This is a genomic window from Catenuloplanes atrovinosus (genome assembly GCF_031458235.1).
Classification (GTDB): domain Bacteria; phylum Actinomycetota; class Actinomycetes; order Mycobacteriales; family Micromonosporaceae; genus Catenuloplanes; species Catenuloplanes atrovinosus.
Genome location: NZ_JAVDYB010000001.1, coordinates 7,465,001 through 7,477,584, shown reverse-complemented (window position 1 = coordinate 7,477,584; position 12,584 = coordinate 7,465,001). Strand labels below are relative to the sequence as shown.

General features: G+C 70.8%; 8 protein-coding genes (1 of these 8 cut by a window edge). 5 read left to right on the top strand and 3 right to left on the bottom strand.

From position 1 onward, the window contains the following. Nucleotides 1-1,112: 1,112 nt before the first annotated feature. Entirely contained in the window at nt 1,113-2,306 is a 1,194-nt protein-coding gene (locus tag J2S41_RS33275) for a serine hydrolase domain-containing protein (RefSeq protein ID WP_310373941.1), read from the bottom strand. Nucleotides 2,307-2,636: 330 nt separating this feature from the next. On the opposite strand from J2S41_RS33275, the gene J2S41_RS33270 reads away from it, so the two are divergent. Next, nucleotides 2,637-3,881 carry a sensor domain-containing phosphodiesterase gene (locus J2S41_RS33270; protein WP_310373939.1) on the top strand — a complete coding sequence of 415 codons (1,245 nt, stop codon included), beginning with the start codon at nt 2,637-2,639 and terminating at the stop codon, nt 3,879-3,881. A gap of 124 nt (nt 3,882-4,005) precedes the next feature. Further along, on the top strand, nt 4,006-4,431 hold the full coding sequence (locus J2S41_RS33265) for an Hsp20/alpha crystallin family protein (RefSeq protein WP_310373937.1): 426 nt from the start codon (nt 4,006-4,008) through the stop codon (nt 4,429-4,431). A gap of 66 nt (nt 4,432-4,497) precedes the next feature. Here J2S41_RS33265 and J2S41_RS33260 read toward each other — a convergent pair whose 3' ends face one another. Continuing rightward, the gene (locus J2S41_RS33260) at nt 4,498-6,354 is read right to left on the bottom strand and encodes a M48 family metallopeptidase (protein ID WP_310373935.1); all 1,857 of its coding nucleotides are present in this window, start codon (nt 6,352-6,354) and stop codon (nt 4,498-4,500) included. A gap of 123 nt (nt 6,355-6,477) precedes the next feature. Here J2S41_RS33260 and htpG point away from each other — a divergent pair, with 123 nt between their 5' ends. Then, nucleotides 6,478-8,376, top strand: coding sequence for a molecular chaperone HtpG (gene htpG, locus J2S41_RS33255; protein WP_310373934.1), 1,899 nt, complete (start codon nt 6,478-6,480; stop codon nt 8,374-8,376). 3 nt (nt 8,377-8,379) lie between these two features. Here htpG and J2S41_RS33250 read toward each other — a convergent pair whose 3' ends face one another. Beyond that, nucleotides 8,380-9,180, bottom strand: coding sequence for a DUF3152 domain-containing protein (locus J2S41_RS33250; RefSeq protein ID WP_310376710.1), 801 nt, complete (start codon nt 9,178-9,180; stop codon nt 8,380-8,382). 189 nt (nt 9,181-9,369) lie between these two features. Between J2S41_RS33250 and J2S41_RS33245 the strand changes: the two genes are divergently transcribed. Both J2S41_RS33245 and J2S41_RS33240 read left to right on the top strand, forming a co-directional pair. After that, on the top strand, nt 9,370-10,728 hold the full coding sequence (locus J2S41_RS33245; protein WP_310373932.1) for a DprA-like winged helix domain-containing protein: 1,359 nt from the start codon (nt 9,370-9,372) through the stop codon (nt 10,726-10,728). Beyond that, nucleotides 10,725-12,584: the 5' portion of a DUF6493 family protein gene (locus J2S41_RS33240; RefSeq protein WP_310373930.1), read on the top strand. 828 nt of this gene lie beyond the right edge of the window; 1,860 of the gene's 2,688 nt are visible here — the first part of the coding sequence; the start codon lies at nt 10,725-10,727; the stop codon falls past the right edge of the window. Before J2S41_RS33245 ends, J2S41_RS33240 begins: the two co-directional genes overlap by 4 nt.

The following is a 12,584-nucleotide window of genomic DNA, read 5'->3' as shown; positions in this document are numbered from 1 at the left end:
ATCGTCCGCGTTGCGGGCGGCTTTTACCTCACGGAGAGTGTCATTGGATGGCCGCGATATGCCGAGTTGTCCGCACCTCTCGTGGACCGCAGATATGGCGAAAGCGACTACGTCGTTGTGGTCGGCCGGAGTGGACTTACCAGTTCGCGCCCACCTGCGGGCTAGTGCGGCGCGCAGATATTCGTAGGCAGAATTGCCGCCACGCCGGCAACGATCGAACTGCCTACGTACACGGCAATGTCTTTTGCGTTCTCGGCCGCCCAGATGATGGGGCCAAGATCCATCGGAGGCGGTCCGCCGGGCCGTGTCCGTCGGGTGTGCTCGCTCGGCATTCTCTCAATGTATCCGAGGTAGTGAAGAGTGCCACTCAGTCAATCGGATGCCGCGGCTATAGCTAGGTCGATCTTGTCCAGGTTTCGCAGTGAGCGGGCCTGCCTTGACCGTATCGACCGGTACCTGCGCGGTGACCACGACGGCCCGTACATGCCGAAGACCGCGACCACCGAATACAAGCTGCTCGCCGAACGCTTACGGACGAATCTGCTGCCCCAGGTCGTCAACGGCGTGCTACATCGAGGGGTACCGGCGGTTGGATTTCAGCGCTCAGGCGCCGGCGTGGCGTTGGTGGCAGGCCAACGGCCTGGGACGCTCGGTGGTCCGCGATTCACCGGGCCGCGCTCGGCTACGGCACGTCGTACGTCACGGCGACGCCCGGCGTCGACGACCTCGGCACGCCGATGCCGCGCATCCGCGGTATCTCGCCGCGGCGGCCACGACCAAGGACCGGCATCGTCGTCCAGGCCGACTGACCTCACCCACGAACAGCGCTGGCAGGGCTACTGCACCTACGCCGTCGGCAACGGCGTCATGAGCTCCCGGTCGCTACCGGCTTGGCCGGCTCGCCCCGATCGAATTTGAGCCAGTTAACAGGCGCGCGACCGCGGTCTGAACCACTCAATCCGCGAGGCAACTAAACCCGGGCAGTCCCCGCTCAGCCACGACTGGCGAGAATGGCAGCAGTTGGATGATGTCGTTGCGGTTGCCGCGGGCGTGCCGGATCTGGACGGTGCCGCCCGCGCCAAGCGGCGGGCGGCACCAGGGATAGGGCTGGATCAGCTGCAGAGCGCGGCGTCCAGCGCCTTGTCGATGGCCGCGGCCTGCTCCTCGGATCCGATCAGCGAGGTCACGGCGACCGTGGCGGTTTTGCCGGAGGACGTGATGCCGACCTGGGAGACGTACCCGGGCGCGATGCCGCCGTGGCCCCAGGAGAAGCCGCCGCAGCTTAGTTTGAAGGTGGCGATGCCGAGGCCGTAGCGCGAGCCGCCCACGGTGTCGAAGCCGGGGGCGTCCACCGTCTTCTTCATCTCCGCCAGCTGGGCCGGCTTGAGCAGCTTGCCGCCGAGCAGCCCGGTGAGGAATCGGTTGATGTCGCTCGGCGTGCCGATCAGGGCACCGGCGGACCAGGCGGGCGAGGCCTCCGACTCGGTGATGTCGACCGGCGGTTTGCCGTCGTTGGCCGGGAAGTAGCCGCGCGGGTGGGTGCCCCGGATCGTCTTGTCTCCCTCGGCCGGCCAATAGGTGTCCCGCAGGCGAAGCGGTTCGATGACGCGCTTGGTGATCTGTTCGGCGACCGGCCGCCCGGTCACCTTCTGCACGATCAGGCCGGCCAGAATGTAGTTGGTGTTCGAGTAGGCGAACTTCTCACCCGGTGCGGACTCGGGCTGGCGGGCGAGCGCGATGTCCAGTAGGTCGTGCGGCTCGTAGAACGTGCCGAGCGCGTTGAGGAAGTCCTCGAAGATCACGTCGTCGTAGTCTTGCAGTCCGCTGGTCTGCTGCAGCAGGTGGCGAACAGTGATCTTCTTGCCGTCGATGCCGGGCCCCCGGACGAGGCCGGGCAGGTACGTCTCGACCGGCTCGTCGAGCTTGACCTTGCCTTCACCGACGAGCTGGAGCAGCACCGTGGAGGTGAACATCTTGGTGTTGCTGCCGATCCGGATGCGGCCGTCGACCGGCATCTTCGTCTTCGTCTTGAGGTCCGCGACGCCGGCCGTGTAGTTCTGGACCCGGCCGCCGGGCTCGCGTACCGAGATCAGCGCGCCGGGGAACTGGGCGTCTTTGACCAGCCTGTCCGCGCTCTGCTGGACGGTGTCCGAGCGATGGCCGCCGGTCAATTCCGCGTGCGCCACGGGCGCCGCGAAAATGCTGCTCAGCGCGATCCCGCCGGCGGCGGCAAGCGATACGACCACACGGCGGCGCTTCGGTGATCGGGCGGGGGACGGTACGGCAGCGGTCGAGGTACTCGGCATCGGGCTCTCCCTGCGGCGTGCTGTGGAGCTGACACCACCGAGCTTTCGCCGTCGCGGCGGCAGAAGCGATCCCCGAGCCTGGAAGACCGAGGTAGTGCCTGCTGTACCGGCTGTTGATCAGGATGCCGAACGCCGGCCCCTTCTCGGCCTCCCGCAGGGCACAAGGACCGCGTCGAGGTCCACGACTATCACGACCCGGCCATCCCCATGCTGGCCGCGTCGCCGCATGACCGGATATCGGGGCTTCGCCGTGGCATGGGCGGCACGCGACGCTTGGGGTGAGGGGCTCAGCAGAGCGGCTGGGGTGCCGAATGGATCGTTATGGGGTTCATGGACACGCGGGACGGCGCGACAGCCGGGGTCGATGAGGTGCTGGCCGGTGGTGGTGTGCACTGCGTGTACCAGCCGTTCGTCGATCTGGACACCGGTGCGGTGCTGGCCTTCGAGGCGCTGCTCCGCGGGCCGGAGGACTCGGCCCTGCGCTCCCCGATGGCCTTGCTGGACGCGGCCCGGGCCGCCGGCCGGCTCGCGGATCTGGAGCGCGCCTCCCTGCGCGCGTCGCTGACGGACGCGAAGGAGTTGTCGCAGGGCCGCCCTGTGACGCTGTTCGTCAACCTTGAGCCGACCACCCTGACTCAGCGGCTCGACCTCGTGCTGGAGGCGCTCGCCACCCGTGCCCCGCACGTGCAGGTGGTGGTCGAGATTACCGAGCGCGCGCTGGCGGAGGATCTCGCGGCGGTGCTGACCGGGGCCGAGCAGCTGCGCGCGGCCGGCTGCGCGATCGCGCTGGACGACGTGGGGGTGCATCCGGAGTCGCTGGCGTTCATTCCGCTGCTGCGGCCGGAGGTGGTGAAGCTCGATCTGAAGCTGCTGCGCACGGTCAAGGATCCGGAGACGGTGGTGGTCGCGGGGGCGGTCCGGGCGTACGCGGAGCAGACCGGTGCGGAGGTGGTTGCGGAGGGGATCGAGACGGCCGAGGATTTGACGCGCGCGCTGGTGCTGGGTGCCACGCTCGGGCAGGGCTGGTTGTGGAGCCGTGGGGAGCGGCGGTTCACGCCGTCGACGTTCCGGCCGGAGCGGTTCGCGGGCCGGCCGATCGGCGCGGCGCTGTGTGCGACTCCGTATGAGCTGATCGGCTCGGGGCGGCATATCCGGCATGCGCCGAAGCATCTGCTGGTGCCGCTGTCGAAGACGCTGGAGCTGATGGCGTTGCAGGCGCCGGTGCCGCCGGTGCTGTTCGCGGCGTTCGAGCATGTGCAGTTCTTCCGGCCGTCCACGATTCGGCGGTTCACGGAGCTGGCGGCGCAGTTGCCGTTCGTGGCGGCGCTGGGCGTGGACATGCCGCGGTGGCCGGCGCCGGGCGTGCACGGCGGCGCTCTGGAGATCCAGGATCCGCTGGCGAGCGAGTGGACCGTGGTGGTTCTCGGTGCGCATACCGCGGCGGCGCTGATGGCCCGGGATCTCGGCGACACCGGGCCGGACGGCGATCGGCAGTTCGAGTTCGTGGTCAGCTACGACCGGTCGCTGGTCACGGCCGCGGCGCATTCCATGATCGGGCGTCTTACCAGCTCATGACGGGCGAAGGGCTTGACGGCCGCCGTGCCGCGTTGTATCTCTGAAGAGGGAGTTGAGTCGGGGACACTCAAGTAAGCGGACCCGACCGAGGCTTTGGTGAAGGGGCACCAAGGAGGAGATGACCATGCTTCTGCGTACCGACCCGTTCCGCGACCTCGACCGCGTGTTCGAGCAGCTGACCGGCACCAGTGCCCGCCCTGCGGTGATGCACGTCGACGCCGAGCGTGACGGCGACACCTTCTACGTCTACTTCGACCTGCCGGGCGTCGACCCCGGCTCCATCGACGTGACCGTCGAGCGCAACGTGCTCCAGGTGCGGGCGCAGCGGCAGCGCCGCACCAAGGACGGCACCGAGTCCGTGATCAGCGAGCGGCCGATGGGCGTGTTCAGCCGGCAGCTGTTCCTCGGCGACACGCTGAACACCGAGAAGCTGGAGGCCGTGTACGACAACGGCGTGCTGACGCTGACCATCCCGGTGTCCGACCGGGCCAAGCCGCGCCGGATCGAGATCGGGTCCGGCAACAGCGGCCGGCAGCAGATCAAGGGCTGAACCGCCCTGTTTCACATGAAACATCCGGGGGTGCGGCGCCCGCCGTACCCCCGGATGATCTTGATCTTAGGATGACGCGGCCTTGAGCAGCTCGCGGAGGCGGGCATAGGCGTTGTTCTGGTCCTCCGCCTGGAACGACCAGTCCAGGTACACCCGCTCCCCGCTGCGCAGCACCACCTCGAACCGCTTCGGGAACGTGCGGATCTGCCCGCCCGAGGCGATCTCCTCCAGCGGCAGGTACCGCGTGCCGGGCGTGGACACCACGGCCTCCGCGTCGCCCTTCTGCACCCAGTCCATCACCCGGCCGCGCATCTTGTGCGCCATCGTCATCCGGCCGAACGACGGGACCAGCGCCAGGCCGGTGTCCAGCACGATCACATCGGTACGCGCGCCCGCCACCCTCATGTTGATCACGCCGGCCAGCACGGACGCGCGGCGCAGCGGCACCGTGGCGGCCACCTGCTTCGCGGCGGTCACGTCGATGCCCAGCGCGGCCAGCCGGGCCCGCGCCTCGCCCAGCGTGCCCGGGTCGACGGCCAGCAGCGCGACCGGCGCGAGGTCCAGCTCCGCGCCCTGCGCGTCGAGCAGCCGCGGCGCGCCGGTCCACGAGTGATCCCATCGCGCCACCCCGGACCGGACCGCGGCCAGCGAGAACAGCGCGTCGAGCGGGTCGGCGAAGAGCTTCGCGGCCTCCTCCGGCGAGGCGGACGGGAAGATCGCGGCGGCCATCACGGACAGCCGGCCGGCCTCGATCTGGTCCAGGACCACGCCGACGTCGGTGACCGGCGTGCCGACCGCCCGGGTCAGCGCGCGGAGCAGGCCGTCCATGTTCTCCTGCAGGCGTCCGCTGGCGCCGTGCCCGATGAACTGCTGCCAGGGCATCACGGTCAGGTTCCGGCCGCCGAAGATGTGCTGCTGGAGCGCCAGCCCGGCCTGCCCGATGCCGGGGAGCAGCACCTCGGCGGGCCGGTCGTCCGGGGTGACCGCGGGCTCGGGCGCGGCCTGGATGGCGGCGACGCGCACCCCGATCGGCGGGTGGCTGTCCCACCGGGACTGCCGCTCCTCGAACTCGGCCTGGCGCAGCGCGGCGATCTCGTCCGCGCGCGCGGTGAGCAGCTCGCGGAACCCGGCGAACAGGTCGTCCGGCGCGGCGCCGGCGTCCAGGCCCGGGCCGACGTACCGGGAGAGGTAGAAGTCGAAGGCGGCGGCGAGCACGCGCACCTCCTCCAGCGCGCTCGCTGCCGCGTCCCGGCCCGCGACGCGCACGGACGCGAGGTCGGCCTCCAGCTCCTGGCGGCGGCTGACCGCGTTGTCGACCAGGAGGAACAGTCGGCCGTACCCGCGGTAGACGTAGCCGACCAGGTTGCCGGCGCCGAGATGCTCGATGGTGCGGCCCATCGCCATCCGGCCCCGGTACGACACCGCCGCGAGCCGCGTGTGCGAGCCGGAGAAGTGGCCGAGTTCGTGCGCGAGCACGGAGCGCAGCTGCGCCACCGTGAAGGTCTGCAACAGCGGCATGCCGATCTGCAGCGTGCGGCGCCCGCCGATCAGGCCCATCAGCCGGCTCTTCTCGGAGACCGCCGCGTTGACCGCCGGCACCAGGAAGATCTCGTCCGGCGTGCGGGTGCCGACCGCCTGCGCCAACTCGTCCACGGTGGCCCAGAGGTACGGCGCCTGCTGCCGGCTGAGCGGGATGCCGTGCGGGTCGCCGTTCTGCGCGCGCAGCGCCTTCCAGGTGCCGTAGCCGACGGCCCACACCGTGGCGGCGAAGACGAAGAAGCCGAACTTGGCGGCCGCGGTGCCGCTGGTGTTGCTGCCGACCCAGATGGCGAGCGCGGTGCCGGCCACGAACAGCAGCAGCGCCACCAGGTAGAAGCCGGCCAGCATGATGATGGAGATCAGCGCCCGGAACGCTGTCGTCATTGGATTCCTCCCCGTGTCGGCACGGGAAGCTACCGGTGCCGGGGCCGGCGCACAATCGGCTTTATTCTTCATTTCTGCGGGACTTTTCCGCGACCGATTCGACCCGAGGAGTCACGGAGTCACATGAGCACCGAGACGCTGGAGTTTCAGGCCGAGGCGCGCCAGCTGCTGCAGCTGATGGTCCACTCGATCTACTCGAACAAGGACATCTTCCTGCGGGAGCTCATCTCGAACGCGTCCGACGCCCTCGACAAGCTGCGCCTGGAGTCGCTGGTCGACAAGGAGCTCGGCGCGGACACGACGGACCTGCACATCGCGATCGAGGCCGACCGGGAGGCGCGCACGCTGACCGTGCGCGACAACGGCATCGGCATGTCGCGGGAGGACGTCGTCCGGCTGATCGGCACGATCGCCAAGTCCGGCACCGCGGAGGTGCTGGCGAAGCTGCGCGAGGCGAAGGAGAACGCGGAGCTGATCGGCCAGTTCGGCGTGGGCTTCTACTCGACCTTCATGGTCGCCGACCGGGTCACGCTGACGACCCGGAAGGCAGGGGAGTCCGAGGGTACGAGGTGGGAGTCCGCCGGCGAGGGCACGTACACGATCGAGGCGGTCGAGGACGCGCCGCAGGGCACGAGCGTCACGCTGCACCTCAAGCCGGAGGACAGCGAGGACCACCTGTACGACTACACCTCCGAGTGGAAGATCCGCGAGATCGTCAAGCGGTACTCGGACTTCATCTCCTGGCCGATCCGGATGACCACGGAGAAGACCGGCGAGGACGAGACCGTCGAGTACGAGACGCAGACGCTCAACTCGATGAAGGCGCTGTGGGCCCGCCCCCGCAAGGAGGTGGAGCAGTCCGAGTACAACGACTTCTACCGCCACATCAGCCACGACTGGACCGACCCGCTGGAGACGATCCACATGCGGGCCGAGGGCACGTTCGAGTACGAGGCCCTGCTGTTCATCCCGTCGCACGCGCCGTTCGACCTGTTCATGCGCGAGGGCAAGCGCGGCCCGCAGCTGTACGTGAAGCGCGTCTTCATCATGGACGACGCGGAGGCGCTGCTCCCCGACTACCTGCGCTTCATCAAGGGTGTCGTCGACGCGCACGACCTGTCGCTGAACATCTCCCGGGAGATCCTCCAGCAGGACCGGCAGATCCAGGCCGTACGCCGGCGCCTGGTCAAGAAGATCCTGTCGACGATCAAGGATCTGCAGGAGAAGGAGAACGACAAGTACCAGACCTTCTGGCGCGAGTTCGGCCGCGCGGTGAAGGAAGGCCTGATCAACGACACGGACAACCAGGGCGCGATCCTGGACATCGTGTCCGCGGCGTCCACGCACTCCGAGGACGGCGTGACCACGCTGCGCGACTACGTCGGCCGGATGAAGGACGGTCAGCAGCACATCTACTACATGACCGGCGAGTCCCGCGCGATGATCGAGAACTCGCCGCACATGGAGGCGTTCCGCGCCAAGGGGTACGAGGTGCTGCTGCTCACCGACCCGGTCGACGAGGTCTGGGTGGAGCGGGTCACCGAGTTCGACGGCAAGCCGCTCCAGTCGATCGCGAAGGGGCAGGTCGACCTCGAGTCCGAGGAGGAGAAGGAGGCCGCCAAGCCGGAGCAGGAGCAGCGGAAGAAGGACTTCGCGGAGCTGCTCGGCTGGATGGCCGGCGTGCTGGACGAGAACGTCAAGGAGGTCCGGCTCTCCTCCCGGCTGACCACGTCGGCCGCGTGCATCGTCGGCGACGACCACGACGTGACGCCGACGCTGGAGAAGATGTACCGGGCGATGGGCCAGGACGTGCCGCACGTCAAGCGCATCCTGGAGCTGAACCCGACGCACCCGCTGGTCACCGGCCTGCGCACCGCCCACGCGGCGTCGCCGGACGCGGCCGGCCTGCGGGACACCGCGGAGCTGATCTACGGCATGGCGCTGCTGGCCGAGGGCGGCGAACTGTCCGACCCGTCCCGGTTCACCCGGCTGCTCGCCGACCGGCTCGCGTCGACGCTCTAAGCCCTAGCTCGGCAGGTACGGCCCGGTGACGAACTCGCCGTCCTTCGTGAACGGGTAGACGTTCGGCTTGCATCCCGCGAGATCGAGCGACTGCTGCATCATGATGGGCGCGAGTTCGCCCGGGCCGGAGCAGCCCTGGTGGTCGAACCCGAGGTAGTGCCCCATCTCGTGGTTGATGACCGCGGCCGGGTACTCGTCCACCGTCGCGACGCCCGAGCCCTGCAACCAGCGCCGCAGGTTGATCATGATGATGTTGCCGACCTTGCAGGAGAACTTGCCCTCGGTGTCCAGCCCGACCGACCGGCACACGTTGTCCACCGTGCCCGGCGAGGCCAGCCGGATGCGCACGCTGTACTGCGGCCCGCTGACCCGCTGGAAGCGCCACGACTGGTTGTGCACGCCGTGCTCCGGCTCGGTGACCGGGTTCTCGGCCGACCCGATCCAGCCCTGCGGGTGCTCCAGCACGTCCTCGATCGAGGCCGCGAAGTCGTCCGTCATCACCGGCGTCAGCTCGCCCCAGTCGACGCCGCGCTCCACCTCCACCCGGTACGTGATCAGCGTCCGGCCCGTGCCGATCACGTGCTGCGAGCCGCGGGCGGTGTCGTAGGCGCCCTCGCCGCTGTCCGGGACCTGCTCGTCGGTCACCGCCTTCGGGCTCGGCGACGGGCTCGGGCTGGAGCTGGGGGTCTCCGGCGCCGTAGTCACGTCCCCGACCCGCCACTCGCTCTCCGCGGACGAGGCGGTTCCGCACGCGGACAACGATGTGACCAGGGCGAACACCCCGACGACCAGACCCGCACGCATCCGCACCGGCCGACTCCCCCCATACGGCGCCCACCCTCCGCGGGCGCCAAACCCTGGTCGACGATCCCTGGACCGACTGCTCAAGACCAGCTCAAAAACTGCCCAGCGGTACGTCGTTGCGAGGAGTAGACGGAATCGAGCCCGCCGACGTGGCCTGGAAGTGTCGTACCCCACTATTAGCGTGACCGCATGGCCAACGCGGCGGCATACGCCTACCTCGATCACTCGGCGCTCGTGCCGGACGGCGGGCTCACGCTTCAGACGTCCGGCGGACCGTCCGCCCACCCCCGGTTCTTCGACGGGTTCCTCACCCAGCCCGGTGCCGCCGCCGTCGGCCTGCTGGCCGTCGCCGAGGTCGCGCGCACCCGATACTTCCGGCCGGTCAGCCCCGCGAGCCTCGACCCGGTCGTCACGGCCGGCTCCGACCGGCTGCGGTTCGAGTCGTTCTCCGGCTGCTGCGGCGTCTACGCGCGGCTCGACGTGCTGCCGGCCGGCGTCGACGGCAGCATCATCGCCCACGGCACCACCAACGTCGACGTCAACGTGCCGCTCCAGCGCGCGCTCTCGCGAGTGGGCCGCGCCGACCCGATGCACCTCGCGGTCGGCCCGGACGACCTCACCGTGACCACGTTCGACGGGTCGCTGGTCGAGCGGAAGGTGCCGTTGCCGTCCCGCTGGCTGCGCGGCTTCGCCGAGGCCCAGGTGATCACGTCCCGGTTCGACCCGCGCGCCGAGGTGGGTGCCGCCGAGGCCCGTGCGCTGCTGCACCGCCTGCCGGTGGCGGAGCGCGGCGTGCTCTGGGCCGTCCCGGCCGGCCGCTCGCTGCGCCTGACCTCCCGCCCGGTGCCCGGCGCGGTCTGCCTCCCCGGCGCCGGCCGGCTCGTCGCGCTCCGACCGTTCCTGCGCTTCGCCACCACGCTGCGCGTCTACGGCCCGCCGGTCGCCACGGGCAGCGGCCCGGTCGCCAGCACCTGGGAGCTCAGCTCGCCGGCCATGCGCCTGTCGCTCACGCTCTCCCCGGAGCCGTACCGTGGGTTTTCCGGCGAGGGCGCGGTCCTGGAGTCGCTCGCCGCGGACGACGCGGCCGACGACGCAGACCTGATCAGCGCGCTGCTCTCCTGGGACCCGACCGTCGACGTGGACGCGCTCGCGGTCGCGTCCGGCCTGCCCGCCTCGCGCGTCCGCGACGCGCTCACCCAGCTCGGCACCGCCGGCCGGGTCGGCTACGACGTGGCCGAGGCCGGCTACTTCCACCGCACGCTCCCTTACGACGCCGCCGCGGCCGCGTCGATGAACCCGCGGCTCGTGCACGCGCGGGCGCTGGTCACCTCCGGCGCCGTGACCATCGACGGCGAGACCGCGGCGGTACGAAGCGGTGCCGAGACCTACCGGGTGCGCGTGGTCTCCGACGACACGTTCACCTGCACCTGCGCCTGGTGGGCCAAGCACCGCGGCGACCGCGGCCCGTGCAAGCACGCGCTGGCCGTCCGCATGGTCCGCACCGGCGAGGCGGCCGACCTCGACGAGCCCGCGGAGACGCGCGCATGACCGCCGAGCTCCCCACCGACGCCGGCACGCTCCTCGAGTGGCTCGACCGCCGCCAGCGCAACAACGACTTCACCGGCGTGGTCCGCCTGCTCACCAAGATGCCCGAGGAGCGCCGACTCGCGGTCGCACCGCTGGTCGACGCGCACATCAGGTCGCTCAAGGGCGACGACTGGTGGAAACCGGCGCTGCCACCACAGCCGGCCGGCCTCGGCCTGATCGTGATCGGCACCGCGCCGTCCGCCGCCAAGGCCGCGGCGCTGCTCACCCGCCGCACCATGCGCGACGGCTGGGGCGGTGTGCCGCTGCCGCACCTGCTCGACCTGGTGCGCGCCCGCCGCCCACCGTGGCTCGGCGATCTCGCCACCCGCCTGGCCGGCGACATCAACGCGCAGACGGTCGAATGGTCCGGCGAGTGGACGTTCGTCGAGGCGATGCTGCGGGAGTCCGGCACCATGCCGCCGGTCACCGAGGCGGTGGCGCGCGGCTGGCTCAGCGAGCTCACCCCGCCCCGCCGCCGGGAGATCCCGGCCCCGCTCGTCGACCGGCTCCGCGACAGTCCGTACCTGGACCTGCTGCTCCCGGCGTTCTTCGAGCTCGACGGTCTGGGCGCGGCCACCGGCGACGGCGATGGGGACGACACCCCGGACTTCCCGCTCGCGCTGGCCCGGCTCGCCGCGGAGGGCCGCCTCGACCGCGGCGAGCTGCTGTCCGGCACGCTCGACCGGCTGCTGCGCGGCGACAAGCCGACCGCGTTGCGCACGTTCACCGCGCTGCACGAGGCCCTGGCGCCCACGCTCGACGAGCTCACCGCGCACGCGCACGACTACGCGCAACTCCTCCCCGCCGCCGGTTCCCCGGTCGCCGGCCTCGCGCAGCGCATGCTCCGCACCGTCGACGAGGCCGGCCGGCTGAAGTTGGAGACGCTGCTCGACGCCAGCGCCGGCGTCCTGCTCCGCAAGGAAAAGGTGCTCGTCAAGGCGCAGCTCTCCTGGCTGGAGAAGGTGACCCGCCGGGTGCCGGACCGGCGCGCCGAGATCCTGGAGACGGTCGCGGTGGCGTTCGGCCACCCCGCGCTCGACATCCAGGAGCGCGCGCTCACGCTGATCGCCCGGCAGGTGCCGCGGCTCCACCCGGACGACGTGGCGCTGCTCGCCGGTCACGCCGTCGCGCTCGGCGGCGACCTGCCCGGCCGCGCCGCCGAGATCTTCGGCAGCGCGCCGCCGGACCCCGGCCCCGACGAGGCCGCCGGCGCGTTGCCGCCGCCACCGCCGGTCGCGGAGATGCCGCCGCCGATCGCCGGCGTCGCCGAGCTGGCGGAGGAACTCGTCACCCTCGTGCAGCCGGGGAAGGAAACCGCGGTCGGCTGGGAGCGGCTCCTCGCCGCGATCGTGACGCTCAACGCCGCCGGCGACCGGGCGGCGCTCACCGACGCGGTGCTGCCGGTGCTCGAGCGGTACGCCCATGCGTTCTCGGACGCCGGGTGGAACCGCCTGCCTCGCACGGTCCTGCTCGGGGTCGCGCTCCGCCAGCTGATCAGCGACCGGGGCGACCGCCAGGGTCGCGCCTGGCAGCGGATGATCACTGCGATCCGCGACGCGTGGCAGGACGCATCACTCGCGCAGCGCGCCGGCGTCACCGGCTCACCCGCCGACCTGCTGGCGCTGCGGATCTCCGAGCTCTCCGTCAGGCTCCGGCGTGAGCCGGTGCCGTTCCTGATGGCGACGCCCACTCACGTGACCGGCTCGCTCGACGCCGAGGTGCTGCTCGCGCGGCTGAGCCGGGCCGAGGCCGAGGGCTGGACGCCGTGGCCGTTCGATCTGGAGCAGGCGCTGATCCGGGTGCCGCGCGCGGCCGCG

Excerpts from the sequence above, each read along its gene's own strand:
- J2S41_RS33275 (WP_310373941.1), bottom strand. The coding sequence starts at position 2,306 with ATGCCGAGTACCTCGACCGCTGCCGTACCGTCCCCCGCCCGATCACCG.
- J2S41_RS33270 (WP_310373939.1), top strand. The coding sequence starts at position 2,637 with ATGGACACGCGGGACGGCGCGACAGCCGGGGTCGATGAGGTGCTGGCC.
- J2S41_RS33265 (WP_310373937.1), top strand. The coding sequence starts at position 4,006 with ATGCTTCTGCGTACCGACCCGTTCCGCGACCTCGACCGCGTGTTCGAG.
- J2S41_RS33260 (WP_310373935.1), bottom strand. The coding sequence starts at position 6,354 with ATGACGACAGCGTTCCGGGCGCTGATCTCCATCATCATGCTGGCCGGC.
- htpG (WP_310373934.1), top strand. The coding sequence starts at position 6,478 with ATGAGCACCGAGACGCTGGAGTTTCAGGCCGAGGCGCGCCAGCTGCTG.
- J2S41_RS33250 (WP_310376710.1), bottom strand. The coding sequence starts at position 9,180 with ATGCGTGCGGGTCTGGTCGTCGGGGTGTTCGCCCTGGTCACATCGTTG.
- J2S41_RS33245 (WP_310373932.1), top strand. The coding sequence starts at position 9,370 with ATGGCCAACGCGGCGGCATACGCCTACCTCGATCACTCGGCGCTCGTG.